Annotated in this window: 13 protein-coding genes; all 13 read right to left on the bottom strand. The window is 55.0% G+C overall.

Translation table 11 applies throughout. The features are described 5' to 3' along the window. Position 1 precedes the first annotated feature (1 nt). Positions 2 to 769: a TagF domain-containing protein gene (locus tag ACLD3P_RS02685; protein ID WP_001254127.1), complete on the bottom strand. Its 768-nt coding sequence runs from the start codon at positions 767 to 769 to the stop codon at positions 2 to 4. Then, positions 769 to 4,638 carry a Type VI secretion protein IcmF gene (gene icmF, locus ACLD3P_RS02680; RefSeq protein WP_411006640.1) on the bottom strand — a complete coding sequence of 1,290 codons (3,870 nt, stop codon included), beginning with the start codon at positions 4,636 to 4,638 and terminating at the stop codon, positions 769 to 771. The genes ACLD3P_RS02685 and icmF overlap by 1 nt, the downstream gene beginning before the upstream one ends. A gap of 33 nt (positions 4,639 to 4,671) precedes the next feature. Continuing rightward, the gene (gene sciR, locus ACLD3P_RS02675) at positions 4,672 to 5,103 is read right to left on the bottom strand and encodes a Shiga-like toxin A subunit SciR (RefSeq protein WP_079780999.1); all 432 of its coding nucleotides are present in this window, start codon (positions 5,101 to 5,103) and stop codon (positions 4,672 to 4,674) included. 201 nt (positions 5,104 to 5,304) lie between these two features. Continuing rightward, a complete protein-coding gene (locus ACLD3P_RS02670; protein ID WP_131046278.1) occupies positions 5,305 to 6,078 on the bottom strand; it encodes a Rap1a/Tai family immunity protein in 774 nt (257 codons plus the stop codon). Between the two features lie 4 nt (positions 6,079 to 6,082). Beyond that, complete coding sequence (gene tssL, locus ACLD3P_RS02665; protein ID WP_000132483.1) at positions 6,083 to 7,387, bottom strand: type VI secretion system protein TssL, long form; 1,305 nt, start codon at positions 7,385 to 7,387, stop codon at positions 6,083 to 6,085. After that, positions 7,384 to 8,727: a type VI secretion system baseplate subunit TssK gene (gene tssK / locus ACLD3P_RS02660; RefSeq protein WP_000118740.1), complete on the bottom strand. Its 1,344-nt coding sequence runs from the start codon at positions 8,725 to 8,727 to the stop codon at positions 7,384 to 7,386. The genes tssL and tssK overlap by 4 nt, the downstream gene beginning before the upstream one ends. Positions 8,728 to 8,730: 3 nt before the next feature. Next, entirely contained in the window at positions 8,731 to 9,267 is a 537-nt protein-coding gene (gene tssJ, locus ACLD3P_RS02655) for a type VI secretion system lipoprotein TssJ (RefSeq protein WP_131046280.1), read from the bottom strand. Between the two features lie 66 nt (positions 9,268 to 9,333). After that, the gene (locus tag ACLD3P_RS02650) at positions 9,334 to 9,819 is read right to left on the bottom strand and encodes an Hcp family type VI secretion system effector (protein ID WP_023251615.1); all 486 of its coding nucleotides are present in this window, start codon (positions 9,817 to 9,819) and stop codon (positions 9,334 to 9,336) included. 236 nt (positions 9,820 to 10,055) lie between these two features. Continuing rightward, a complete protein-coding gene (locus tag ACLD3P_RS02645) occupies positions 10,056 to 10,481 on the bottom strand; it encodes an STY0301 family protein (protein ID WP_001171576.1) in 426 nt (141 codons plus the stop codon). Beyond that, the gene (locus ACLD3P_RS02640) at positions 10,453 to 10,854 is read right to left on the bottom strand and encodes a BPSL0067 family protein (protein WP_001147175.1); all 402 of its coding nucleotides are present in this window, start codon (positions 10,852 to 10,854) and stop codon (positions 10,453 to 10,455) included. Before ACLD3P_RS02640 ends, ACLD3P_RS02645 begins: the two co-directional genes overlap by 29 nt. A gap of 52 nt (positions 10,855 to 10,906) precedes the next feature. Beyond that, positions 10,907 to 12,415 carry a type VI secretion system contractile sheath large subunit gene (tssC, locus tag ACLD3P_RS02635; protein WP_000013884.1) on the bottom strand — a complete coding sequence of 503 codons (1,509 nt, stop codon included), beginning with the start codon at positions 12,413 to 12,415 and terminating at the stop codon, positions 10,907 to 10,909. 23 nt (positions 12,416 to 12,438) lie between these two features. After that, entirely contained in the window at positions 12,439 to 12,981 is a 543-nt protein-coding gene (tssB, locus tag ACLD3P_RS02630) for a type VI secretion system contractile sheath small subunit (RefSeq protein WP_000996815.1), read from the bottom strand. Positions 12,982 to 13,044: 63 nt separating this feature from the next. Continuing rightward, the gene (locus ACLD3P_RS02625) at positions 13,045 to 13,335 is read right to left on the bottom strand and encodes a hypothetical protein (RefSeq protein WP_000175471.1); all 291 of its coding nucleotides are present in this window, start codon (positions 13,333 to 13,335) and stop codon (positions 13,045 to 13,047) included. Positions 13,336 to 13,341: the final 6 nt, after the last annotated feature.

Below are 13,341 nucleotides of genomic sequence, written 5' to 3'. Positions count from 1 at the left end.
ATTATTTCTCCGCCAGCCGCAGCGCATCCACATACCGCCCTTCACTGTTCTGCTGCCAGAACCAGCCTTGCCCCGGTGTTGCCTGCCCCAGCGTCTTACCTGGCCAGCCCGGCCACGGCAGATAACGCACGCCCGGCAGTTCTACTACCGGTGCTTCATCCGGCAGCCCGGTCAGTTCCCGGCTGCGCTGCGATGTACGTCGTAACCCACGCAGCCACTGCGCCCACCACGGCCCCGGCTGCCACATCGCCCATAGCTGGTCCACCTGCTCCGTCAGCCGCCCGCGCCGCATCGTGTCCGGCGTGATATGCTGCGCCGCCAGCCTCGCCAGCCAGTACAGCCAGCCCTGCGTCTCCTGCAAACTCTCGTCCAGCCACTCCCGACCACAGCGCTGGTAAATCACCAGCGGCCACGGGCGTCCCACGCTATCCCGTGACGCCATCAGCACTCCGGTCAGCCAGTCAGTCGTCCCCCCCATCGGCAAAAATCCCGGCGACATCACAAAGCTCCACGGCAGCGGATGGTGTTCCGGCGCGGGCATATCATGTTCGCCACGCGGCGACAGGTGCATCCAGCCGTCACGCTCTTCATCGGTCGTCTGGCCTTCCGGCAACACGATATGCCGCCCGCTGCCCACCCATGTCTGGCGGTTCAGCCAGTCCTGCCATATTCGTCCCTCTTCAGCGCCCACCCGCCAGCGCACATAGTCGCGCTGGTCCGGCAGCCTGCCGAACATCGCCGGGGCTGATACCACCGCTGGCCGGCGCATTACAGCGCCCTCGCCGGGCAACTGAAGTTCTGCAACAGCTCCCGGCTGACCGGGTTAAAATCCCGCCCGGCGGTGATTTCCAGCACCACCCGACGACCGTCAAAATCATATTCCACCAGTTGCCGCCCCCGCACCGCCGTTTCCTGTACCTTTCCGGCGTCCAGCAGATGAAACAGCGCCCACGGCCCGCCGGTCAGTAGCGTTGAGGTGTCCTGGCGAATACGCGGGCTGGCGGTGATTTCCGCCATCGAGCCGTTGCGCGGTCCCGGCCACGTCACTTTCAGGGGCCGGTCCGGGCCATGGGCGTAGCGCAGCACCTGGCCGTCGATATCAATCACCAGTTCCGTGATGGCCGGGTCCATATCCACCACGCTAATCTGCATCGACCAGGAAAATTTTTTCCCGCCCTCGCTGTTAAAAAACACGCTGCGGATCTGCTTCGCCTGCTGAAACGGCGTTAGATCCGGCCCCTGCAATGTCATGTTGCCTTCGGTCGGTTTGTAGCGCCACGGGTCGCTGGCGGTGTCCGCCAGCGGAGCCAGTTGTTTGCTCCAGAAAGCATCCAGTACGCCGCCGCTGGCGAAGATGCGGTTAAAGTCCTCGGCGCTGACCTCCTGCGGGCTGTCGGCGAACGGATAGCGCCCGTCGATGGCGTCACGGCAGTCGTCGCCCATCATCGCCTCCATCTGGGTGTTCAGCACATCGCCGGTCCCGGCGTTGATTTTGCGCGTTCCCTGCTTCGTCAGATCCAGCAGGATGTTTTTCAGCGGCGCGGGCAGTTTCGCCGCCTCCAGTTGCAACTTGTCTGCGGCAGTAATGCGCGCTGGCAACGTCCCCGCTGCCAGCGCGCTATCAGCAATGGTCAGTTGGGTGTAATACTCGTTGAGCATGGTCAGCAGCGAAGCGATCTGCATCGTCCCACCGCCGCTCTGTCCGCCGTCCGTCCGCCCGGCAATGACCTCGCGCAGCGCGGCGAAACGATCATCCACCAGCGTTTTTTCCAGCCGTTCTTCCGGGTGAATATCCTGGAACAGTTTTGCCGTCTGTACCACTTTCCCCGCGTTACCGGATGCGCGCTGCGCCAGTTGTTTCTGTCTGGCCTGCGGGTCCGGCGGCGGCACCAGCGTGGTCTGCTCCACCACCGCTTTTCCCAGCCGCATCAGCGGTGAGTCCGGCGATGCCAGGGTGCGCAGCACCTGTAAATCATAGGCCAGGCCGGAACTGCCCTCTTCCCCGGCACTGTTGATACTATGGATACTGTCCAGAAAATCCTGCCAGCGGCGGGCATATTCCGTCAGGTACAAACGGCGGACTTCGCGGGCGACAGACTGCTCCTGCCCCGGTATCTGGCTGCGCAGGCTGTCAGTCAGCTTTTTTGGCGTACTCTCCCGGCCCATCACCCAGCCATCGTTCGCCGTCGCCGCCGCCACAAATTCCGGTAATCGTTTGTCGAACAGCTCCCGGTATCCTTCACGGGTAAAAATACCCGGCACGCCCCGATCCAGCGGCGCGCCGTTGCTACGCACAAACACCGTTCCCGCATCCGCGCCGACGGCGCGTACCAGCGTGAACTCCTGCGGCGCTTCGCTCTCCATTGCCGCCAGCGCCCGCGCGTAGATACGCTCGGTACTGGTGTGACCGTCGAGGAATGCCCGCGCCTGGCGGATCAGCGCCTCATCTTTCTCATACGGTGAATGCACCACCCGGCTGCCGTCAAACAGCGCTTCGATATGCGTCAGCACGGCGGCGCGCCCGCCGAACCCGGCCACGCTGTCGCTGTTCCCCAGATCGTTAATCACCCACGACTGGATCTCCGCCGCGTTGTATTTATCTTCGTGATCTTTATCCAGATTCAGTAGCAGATAGATGCGCAGGGCATCGTAGGCCGCTTTACTGTCCTGACGGGCAATGGCGTCCGCCAGCACATACTCCATCCGTTTCACCAGCGGCGGCAGCAGCAGTTGATCCAGCAGACGGTTGTACAGCGACGCCACGCTGTCGGTTACCGGCGGTACGCTGTACAGGCCGTAGCGCCAGGTCAGCGGCGGCGCGTCCGGGTCCAGTTCCGGCCAGGCGGACAGTTCCCTTGCGCTGTCCAGCAGTGCCGGGACGGGAGCCATCGCCGGTTTACCGGTGTAGGCTTTCACCTCGCCGTCCAGCCGGGTCGCGCGGGCGCTGATTTCATTCAGATAGTCGCCGTTGGTCTGCTGGCTGGTCTGCATCCCCTGCCACAACAGGAATGCCAGCACCAGTACCAGCAGGTGCCCGCCGAGGCGCAGCAGGCGGTAACGCCAGGCCCACTGGAGGTTTGGCTCCACCAGGTGCGCTTCACGGAAAATAAACTGTGTTAGCAGATCATGCAGAAAGTAGCTGCGGTTGCCGTCCGGCAGAGCGTGTGGGAGAGAGGCGGATGATTCGCCACGGGCGGTTTTTATCGCCCGGACAAAGCGCTGCCAGATACTCAACTGGTCGGCCACGGCGTCGGCCTGCGCCTGCGCGGCACTGGTGAAAAACACCCCGCGCAGCGTGTTATTCAGTTGCGTGGCATCGAATTTTGAATCGAGGAAGATCTGTTCAATAGCCTCCAGCAACGGCTCGCCGAGGGCGGCGAACTCACGCGGGAAGGTATACAGTCGCTGGCGGCTTTTAAGGTCGTACTCTTCCTGTAACCGGGTATCCAGTCCCTGATCCAACCGCAGCGTCAGGCGCGCCAGCTCCTGCGCGCAGGCGGCGTGCAGCGCCTGCGGGTCGCCCGCTTTTCGCCTGAGGCTGTACGGCAACGTGAAGCCCCAGATTTGTGCGCGAAGATGGCTGGTCAGCGTGCGAAAATACTCGCTGAACCCCGGCAACAAATCCATTTTGGTGACCACCAGATAGACCGGAAAGCGAATCCCCAGGGTCTCGCGCAGTTCTGCCAGTCGCGCCCGCAGAGCGGCGCAGGCCGCCAGGCGTTCCGCCGGTGACTGTGCGGTTAAATCCGCCACGTTTAGCGTCAGGATCACGCCGTTAAGCGGCGCGCCGGGGCGATGTTTACGCAGCAGACCGAGAAAGCCCTGCCACTCTCCGGCGTTACGCTGCGCGGCGCTCACTTCGCCGCCGTCATCGTGGCGGGCGTAGCGTCCGGCGGTGTCAATCAACACCGCTTCGTTGGTAAACCACCAGTCGCAGTGTAGCGTGCCGCCACCCGGCACTGTCAGGATACGCGAGGTCTGCTCCATTTGCTCCGCCAGCGGGAACTGCAATCCGGTGTTCAGCAGGGCCGTGGTTTTGCCGTCGCCAGGACTGCCGACCACCATGAACCACGGCAGCTCATACAGAAAGCGTTTTCCCTCGAAGATTTTACGCCAGCCGGGCATGTCCACCCGCAACTGCCGCAGTTGCCGGATGGCCTGCGTGACAATATGGTTGACGGTGCGCAGGTCGGCTTTGATCTCGCCTGCCACCGGTACCTCTTCCCCGCGCGGATGCAGGAAGCGACGCAGCAGTTGTTCATCCATGCGCAGCGCACGCCACAGCCGGTACAGGCCGTACAGCGCGTACATCAGCAGGATGAAACCAATCAGGGTCAGGCGGACCCACAGCGGCGCAAACGGATGGACATCGTCCAGGGCCAGCAGCGGTGTGACAAAGCCAATAATCAGACACAGGATACTGATGCCGATGATGCTCATCGACCAGTTTACCAGCCACAGCACCAGCAGCATCAGTAACAGGGCAATGGTCACTACCCGGCTACCCACGGAGGCCAGCGGGCGCAGGGTATCAAATGACACCAGCGGCCCGACAAACCAGACCAGCAGCGCCAGAACCAGAACGCCCACAACTGCCAGCGCGCGCCGGGAAAAAAGCAGACTAAGAAATTTTTGCATTATATTTCGACTCGCCACCCAATAATCAATATTTTAAAATTCCCTGGATAAAGTAATATAACCATTAAATCTTACAGAACACTCATCAGCATTCATGAAGCTGGATGCAATGAAAATATCTTTTTCTTTATCTTTGTTAATATAGATATATTTTGCCACGATAGATTTAACCTGATTTTCATAGTAACTATCGAAATAGGATTTTTTATCTAATATTGCCACTTTATTTTTGGCCTTATCTTTTTCATAATCCATCCTGGCCAGAGATTCTGCATAGACCTTAGATACAGGCGAGATATCAAGAATCTCTACCTTTGTTTTATCCTTTATAATAGTAGCGACATCTATATTCAGGTCATTTTTTATGGCATCAAATAATGATGACTCCATTGATGCTCCAACCGTAGCACACCCATAATCGTGCGCATAAGAAATGGCAGGAATACCCACCAACAGACAGACCATTATCTTAAACATATCAATCCCTTACCACCAAGACTTTACCACCAATACTTATCTGAACTGGCAGCGATAACATTATCACAGGGTATACCTGTCATACTTCAGGCTGCATGTGCGTTGGCTTTCCTCGCTCACCCCAGTCACGAACTAATGTACGTTCCTGGGGATTCACTCCCTTGCCGCCTTGATGCAACTTGAATGATTTTATATATTACAGGGATACTCTATTAATTTATTTATGATAAGTTCAGCCGCGCGAGAATTAAGTTCTTTATGTGTTTTATTTTTAAGAAAAACATAGACAATTTCATTTAATGTTAGCGTCTTAAATAAATCGTATCCACACCATAGTTTTTTCTCCGTTGCATCCTCCACGCCAAGCAGATAGATACCCGCCCTGAGTTTATCCAGTTGATTACCAGATACCCAAAATTTAAAAAAGTCATTACCTGAAAGATTAAGCGCATCCGGCGTCAGGGATAACACAGGAGATGACCGGGAAGCAATTTTTACGGAGGGTTCAGTCCCCTGACAGGGGAAATTTTTAACTAATGCTTCCTCTATCAGCACCGAAGCTCTTGCATCAGGCTTTTTCACAGAGTACCGATCAAGCCAGGCCAGCACAGTATGGTTTATTGTTATACTGTCAACCTGACCATATCCACACCACGTCTTACCTTCTGTGGCATCCGCTACCCCCAACACATACATCAGTGTATTATCTTTTTCCTGTAAGTTATCACTGGCATAAAACCCCAGAAAATCCCGTATACTGAGGTTGACATTATCGGGGGAAATGAATCCTGCGTTAATCAGGGACCCGGCAAAAACGCCACCGGGTAATAAACAACATAAAATGATCAAAAAAACACGGATAGATCGTTTTATGTGATATGTCGCTGAGATCCGATAATAATCCCCCGTCACGCCACATATTGCCGAATGATGAGACACATCATAGGTCGATTTTTTTATCATTCATTCACTCCACTACCAGAATTTCCACCCGACGGTTTTTCGCCCGCCCGGCTTTACTGCCGTTATCCGCCACCGGCACCGTATCGCCCTTGCCGACGATATGTACCCGTCCGGCAGGTACGCCGCCGGAGGTCAGCAACGCCGCAACTTCCGCCGCCCGTTTTTCCGACAGCACCAGGTTGGATGGGAATTCAGCCGAATGAATGGGCTGGCTGTCAGTGTGACCCGTTACAGTGACTGCGCCGCCCACGCGGGCGATTTCCCGCGCCGCTTTGTTAATCACTGGCCGGATTGCGTCACTCACCGTTTTCTGTCCCGGCACAAACATGGCGTCGCCACGGAAGACCACCCTACTGTGCTGGTCATCTTCGTCCACGGTCAGCAGGCCACGGGCGATTTCGTTTGCCAGCAGGATTTTCAGCCGCAGCTTATGAACCGGCACGGGCGGTGGTGGCAGTTTTATACCAATCGCATCAATATGCTGTTGTACGGTGACGGTCTGCACATCCATCCGGTGGCTGTAAAGGCCAAACAGCGTCAGCATCGCCAACAGGGCTATCCCGGCACTCAGCCAGACCGGCACCCGGCGCATCCGCCGCAGTCGTCCGCTTATCGCCCCCTGAAAGTCAGGCGAGAGCGCGGGCATGACCGGATCGCGACGCTGTGAAAGCTGTGTCAGCAGTTGCTGGCGAATATTGTCCAGTTGCTTACGCCCGTCTGGCTGCACGCTGTAGCGGCCTTCAAATCCCAACCCCAGCAGGTGGTAGATAACCTCCAGTACGTTGCCATGCTCCTGGAAGCTGGCCGCCAGACGCCCGATGATCTGGAAAAGTTTTATCCCGCCTTCGCTTTCACCATGAAATGTTACCAGCAGGCTTTTTCCGGCCCAGACGCCGCGCCGTCCCCAGGTTGTGTTATTGGCGGCTTCATCAAGCGCCGTACACAGGCAGTAACGTACCGCCAGTACGTGCTCGCGCCGCAGGTTCGCCTGATCGCATAATGTCTGGTACAGATGCATCTCGCGTACCAGCAGATTACGGTAAGGCTCTACCAGGGCCGCATCCAGTTTAGCGGGCATGGCTGCGAGAGCGCACAATAAAGGCCGGGCAGCGGCGAGCAACGGGTTAGCCGCCGCGCTGATTTCAGCCAGCCGGAGTTTGCTGTCCGGACCGTCTTCAACGATGACATTGAGTTCCGTGCGCTGGCTGGTGTGTACCGGCGTTTCATATTCACTGTCCTTATGCTCCGGTGTGGTGGACAAAAAGGACATCATGTCCGCCGCTGGCGGCGTCAGGGTACTGTCTGTCATTTATCGCGCACTCCCCACAGTTCTGTCTCCAGCCCCGGAAATTCCCCGGCGGTATGCATGGCCATCCCGCCGTAACGGGCAATGTGTTCCCACAATGCTCCCTCGCGGCGGATGTCGTAATAGATGTATCCGGCCTGAAACGGGATTTGGCGCGGTGGTACAGGCAGAACCTGCAAAGCCAGCCCCGGCAGATGCGAGCGGATCAGTTCCGGCAGGCGATCGGATGGCCCGATTTTGGTCTGGGCGGCAAAATGTTGCAGTAGCACATCGGTCGGCATTGAAGCCTTTATCGCCAGTACCAGCGTGCTGAAATCGGCAAGATCGGAAGGGGCTACCACCGCATTCAGGATGCCGTAAGTCCCCTCTTTCAGTTCGATGCGCTGCGCGCCCCGGATCAGTACCGCGTTCAGCAGGAACTGCACCTCATCGACCAGTGATTTCAACCCGGCATAGGGCGTCAGGTGTTTGTACTCTTTGTATTCAGCGGGCCGTCGCGTTTGTGGACGCACATAGGTGGAGAGTTCCCCGGCCAGTTCGGACAGGTAGCGATACAACACTTCCGGGGCCAGCGGGGTTTTCGCCAGATGAGTCAACAGCGGCTCAAAGCGATTGAGAATTTGCAGCAGCAGGTAATCGGAGACCTCCGCTGCTTCATGGCCGTGGTTGTCGCTGCCTGTCAGCCGTTCCGCCAGCGAATCGGCCCGCATCCGGATGAGATCGTTGATCCACGACAGCCAGGTACACATCAGTGAACTGGCCTGATAATTAATGATGGGTGGAATCAGGTCGTGGTCGATATCTATCCGCCCGTCAGGATTCAGCCCGGTGATGCGGGTCAGCGGCAGGCCAATCCAGGCGCCCGTCACCGCTTTTTCCGGTAGCAGCCGCAGGCGCAGGTGACTGAGCTGTAATAACTGCGCGCCACGTCCCAGCGAGTTGGCGTCGCGGATGTCGTGTTCATGTACCGAGAAACGCGCCAGTGATTCCGGGTTATTGTCAAACGTAGTTTCTTCGCTGTTCGGCGCGCGTACCGGTACCGCCAGACAAATCTGCTGGTTCAGGTGCTCCGGCAGGATGGTCAGCGGCGGCGGTAGCGGGGTGTGGCCCGGTGCGTTAAACGGCGTGCCGTCAGGAAAAATCCCTGATGCCTCTTTCAGTATCAGTTTACCGATGTTCAGCGCTTCGCCATCAATATTGTAGTGGCTGAATCCCCAGAAAAAGGGGGTCAGCGGCAGGCTGCGGTAATGCATGACGTGTTCCAGATAACGCTCTTGCTGCTGAAACATCTGCGGCAGTAAAAATTGTCCTTCACTCCAGACTACGCGGTCATTCCAGCTCATAATTCATTTATCCCGTTCCGTAATTACAATGGCGCTTTGTTCCAGTTCCGCCTCCAACTGCACTTTTCCTTTCCCCGGTACGAAGCTGCTGTACCAGGCTTTTTCCGGGGCTTCCGGGATTTTGTAGGTTACCCGCCAGACCGATTTGGCCAGGTTACGGTATCCGGCCAGTATGCCGATTGCCGTGGTCTGCGCATTCAGCGGGCGACGCAGTTTTTTCTCTTCGCCGGGACGCAAAATAAAGCTGTCGCGACGCACTATATCGTCGGTAAGGACGGATTTGTCGTTGTCATGGAGCGACCAGTAATCAGCTGTCGTGAAAGCGGCGTCATTTTTTAGTTCATAAACACGTATCTCAATGGGCGCGGCCTTCTTCTGATTGTCAGGATTCACCTTATCGGAGGCTTTCACGCTCAGGTCGAGTCGCTGTGATTCGAGGTCAGGTAACGCATCGCTACTGCCGCATCCGGAAAGCAGGAGCAGTGCAAAAGGCATAGCTACCGCACATAACCACCGAGTGGGGTTACGCCATTTATTCACTGTAAATTCCTTTAAAATCAAAACAATAAATCCGGCCAGATATAAATCTGGCCGGAAAAACAGCCGTTAAATTTCTTTGTTCGCCTTGAAGTCGTAACCTGCGGTGATAGTGCCGCCGCTGCCGCCCTGCTGGTTCTGCACCACGTATTCCTGTTTCACAGTGCTGAAAGAAAGCTCGACCGTTTCACGGGAGGCGATTTCACCATCGTGGCTGCCGCTCGGGGAAACCACGGCGACAATCAGGTCGGTGAAGGTATACTTGAGGTACTCCAGCGGATTGCCGCCAGCCTTACGCATAACCAGAATGGCCTGCGGAATGTGCTTGCCGGAGGCGCAGTATTTGAACAGGTTCGGGCTGGCGCGGTCGATATAGTGATCAAAATCCAGGTTGGTGACGGAGACCTTACCGGAGCCGAGGCCGCTACCGGCGTGCATGGTGGATTCCTGATGGATATTCCAGCGCCAGCTCAGTACTTCAATTTCATTTTTGTGTTTGTCATCCATCGACTCACCGTCGATGCCGTCAATTTTCAGAAAAATATCATAAGACATTTTTATATCCTTATTAAGTTTTACTTAAAATAAACCTGGTTTATCCTGATAATTTGCGCAGAAATAAACCGTTGCCGTACAGAATCCCCTTCCCCGTAATTTCAGGAGAACAGAAGGCTGTCTTTTTCCGCTGCCAATATTATTGAAGTATTTACTTCACGAATAAATCTTAAACATTAACAGGCATCTTTTATGCGTATTCTGGCATCAGAGTATTCATATAAAGATTATATATTTTATTTACAAATCAATTTTGCCGGTAAGACATCCGGGCTCCAGCATGTCGCGACCGTTCCCTGAACTTTTCTGGCAAGCAGAACAGCCCACTGTCCATAACTACATGAGAACCAGATCCCCCGGCGATTATCCTCCGGGTCTATCTCCCACAGGCGCCCCTTTTTCCCATCAACGACTGCATCTTCACCTTTCAGATCTGCCTGCTCTTTGGGATCGCCAGACGAAAGAAAACCACCATCATTCAACATACGCGCTGCACGGGATGAGACATTCCATCCTTCCGCTGAGGAAATTATTGGAGCCTGAGAAAAATGAATAACCGCAGGGCAGACAATCTCATCGGCATGAACAACTATTACCGGAAGTAACCACAGAATGCCCCCGACAATACAGGTGCTATTCAACGATAAAATAGGCTTCTGCATTATTACTCATCCTTATATAAGTCCCGTCACTACGAACACTTCCATTATGCAACTTTCTTATATAACGTTTGGACACACGGGGTTTTGCGATATCATCTTTCCATTGATCCATCACCCATATCCCGCCAGCATCTTGCCCCAGAAAAAATGCAGCATGGTTGCCACTATTGTGGTTCGGATATCGCCCATTCACAAAAGTAGCGATAACTGTCCCGACTTCAATGTTTTTGTTTCCAAATACTGCGGCCCCTTGCTGCCATGTACTCGTTTGTCCTACTCGTATATAGTGTTGAATAAGTTCAACACACTGATGGTGGTTTCCTACCTTTTCTGTATCCTGTAAAGCCTTTGCATTAGCATAAACATATGGCATATATTCTCTTAATATCCTCTGATATTATTTATATATTCACAAAATAAATGCATCAGGCATTGCCCTGCTTCACTGACGGCAGTTTTGTCACCAGGCGCAGCGATCCCGTCAGCCCTTCAAGCTGGAAATGCGGACGCAGGAAGAATTTCGCGTCGTAATAACCTGGATTGCCTTCGACCTCTTCCACCACTACTTCAGCGGCAGCCAGCGGACGACGGGCTTTAGTTTCTTGCGAGGAGTTCACCGGATCGGCGTCGACATAATTCATGATCCACTCGTTCAGCCAGCGCTGCATATCCTCACGCTCTTTAAAGGAACCGATTTTGTCGCGGACGATACATTTGAGGAAGTGCGCGAAGCGCGAGCAGGCGAACAGGTACGGCAGACGGGCGGACAGGTTGGCGTTGGCCGTCGCGTCTGGATCGTAGTATTCCTGTGGTTTTTGCAGCGACTGTGCGCCGATAAAGGCGGCATAGTCTGAGTTTTTACGGTGGATCAACGGGATAAAACCGTTTTTCGCCAGTTCAGCCTCGCGGCGGTCAGAGATGGCGATTTCGGTCGGGCATTTCATGTCCACGCCGCCATCGTCAGTCGGGAAGGTATGGCAGGGAAGATTTTCCACCGCACCGCCTGATTCCACACCGCGAATCAACGTACACCAGCCGTAGTGTTTGAAAGAACGGTTGATGTTTACGCCCATCGCGTAGGCCGCGTTGCTCCAGACGTATTTGGTATGGTCAGAACCATCCGCATCTTCTTCAAAATCAAACTCGTCCACCGGGTTGGTTTTTGCGCCATACGGCAGGCGGGCAAGAAAACGCGGCATCGTCAGGCCAATATAACGGGAGTCTTCGCTGGCCCGCAGGGAGTTCCACGGCGCATATTCCAGGTTCTGGGTGACGATTTTAGTCAGGTCGCGGGGATTCGCCAGCTCCTGCCAGGAGTCCATTTGCAGTACCGAGGGGGAAGCCCCGGCAATAAACGGCGCATGGGCCGACGCGGCGACTTTGGCGATAGAGCCAAGCAGATCCACATCGGGCGGTGTATGGTCGAAGTAGTAATCCGCAATGATACAGCCATAAGGTTCGCCGCCTAACTGGCCGTATTCGGCTTCATACAGTTTCTTGAACATCGGGCTTTGATCCCAGGCGATGCCCTTGTAACGCTTCATGTTGCGCCGCAATTCATCTTTTGACAGATTCATGAAGCGGATTTTCAGCTTTTCGTCGGTCTCGGTGTTGTAAACCAGATGCTCCATACCGCGCCACGAGGATTCCAGCTTCTGCCAGTCGGGATGTTGCAGAATCAGTTTGATCTGTTCGGTCAGTTTAAAGTCGATCTGCGCAATAATAGCGCTGATGCTTTTATAGGCGTCATCGCTGACGGTGATCGTGTTCGCCAGCGCCTGTTGCGCCAGCGTCTGCACCGCGGCTTCCACGGCTTTTGCCGCCTGGGTAGTCTTGGGTCGGAAGGCCTGATTCAGCAACGCATCAAATTCACCGGATGCGGAGACGGTATCCTGAGCAACCGCGTCGGTTGCCTGCATATTACTGTTTGCCATGAAAATTCCTTAAAAATTCGACGTTATTCCGCTGATTCATTATCCGCTGACACACCTTGCTGGGTAGCGGCCGGTTTCGGCGCATTCGCCAGCGTTTTCAGCAGGGTCGGGTCCTGCAACAGTTTATTGACCAGATTTTCCGCCCCGGCCTTGCCATCCATGTAGGTCTGGAGGTTCGCCAGTTGAGTGCGGGCTTCCAGTAACTGGTTCAGGGCGTCCACCTTGCGGGCAATCTGTGCCGGCGAAAAGTCGTCCATATTTTCCAGCGTGATATCGACCATCAACTGACCTTCACCCGTCAGCGTATTCGGCACAGCGAACGCCACGCGCGGCGCAATGGCTTTCATGCGCTCATTGAAGTTATCAATATCAATATCGAGGAATTTGCGATCCGTCACCGGCGGCAGTTCTTCACGCGGTTTCCCGGCCAGATCGGCCAGCACCGCCATCACGAACGGCAGCTCGATTTTTTTCTCAGAGCCGTAAATCTCTACGTCATATTCAATCTGCACGCGCGGCGCGCGGTTGCGCGCGATGAATTTCTGCGCGCTATTGTTGATAGCCATAATCCTTCATTTCCTTTTTAGTCAACTGGTTGCCGCCAAGGGAGCGGTATACCGGTACAGTTTTTAAAAATCATACTCAGAGAGTTTTTTTATAATCTCTTTGTTTTCTTTGTACTTTTCCCGTAACCCAGGAAGTGCTTTTTTCGCCGGAGGACACCAGGTATTAATGCCTTTTTCTATGTCTTTTTTATCCTCTTCCGGTAAAGAACTGTCCCATTCGCCGGCCAGATGCTGGCACATCTCTGCATTGCTCAGAAAATGCTGCACATCCTGTGGTAAAGGCGGTTCGCCATGAACACTGAAAGCGAACATCATTAGCAAAGGAGTCAATAACGCCGGGTAACGTAATGTCATATTTAA

The organism is Salmonella sp. 741265073_HBA (assembly GCF_046569105.1).
Taxonomy (GTDB): Bacteria; Pseudomonadota; Gammaproteobacteria; order Enterobacterales; family Enterobacteriaceae; genus Salmonella; species Salmonella enterica.
This window is presented reverse-complemented; position numbering and strand designations above follow the sequence as displayed.

Coding starts and splice junctions, on each gene's coding strand:
- tssB (WP_000996815.1), bottom strand. CDS start 12,981: ATGGCTATCAACAATAGCGCGCAGAAATTCATCGCGCGCAACCGCGCG.
- ACLD3P_RS02670 (WP_131046278.1), bottom strand. CDS start 6,078: ATGATAAAAAAATCGACCTATGATGTGTCTCATCATTCGGCAATATGT.
- ACLD3P_RS02640 (WP_001147175.1), bottom strand. CDS start 10,854: ATGCCATATGTTTATGCTAATGCAAAGGCTTTACAGGATACAGAAAAG.
- tssL (WP_000132483.1), bottom strand. CDS start 7,387: ATGACAGACAGTACCCTGACGCCGCCAGCGGCGGACATGATGTCCTTT.
- tssC (WP_000013884.1), bottom strand. CDS start 12,415: ATGGCAAACAGTAATATGCAGGCAACCGACGCGGTTGCTCAGGATACC.
- ACLD3P_RS02650 (WP_023251615.1), bottom strand. CDS start 9,819: ATGTCTTATGATATTTTTCTGAAAATTGACGGCATCGACGGTGAGTCG.
- ACLD3P_RS02645 (WP_001171576.1), bottom strand. CDS start 10,481: ATGCAGAAGCCTATTTTATCGTTGAATAGCACCTGTATTGTCGGGGGC.
- ACLD3P_RS02625 (WP_000175471.1), bottom strand. CDS start 13,335: ATGACATTACGTTACCCGGCGTTATTGACTCCTTTGCTAATGATGTTC.
- tssK (WP_000118740.1), bottom strand. CDS start 8,727: ATGAGCTGGAATGACCGCGTAGTCTGGAGTGAAGGACAATTTTTACTG.
- sciR (WP_079780999.1), bottom strand. CDS start 5,103: ATGGTCTGTCTGTTGGTGGGTATTCCTGCCATTTCTTATGCGCACGAT.
- icmF (WP_411006640.1), bottom strand. CDS start 4,638: ATGCAAAAATTTCTTAGTCTGCTTTTTTCCCGGCGCGCGCTGGCAGTT.
- ACLD3P_RS02685 (WP_001254127.1), bottom strand. CDS start 769: ATGCGCCGGCCAGCGGTGGTATCAGCCCCGGCGATGTTCGGCAGGCTG.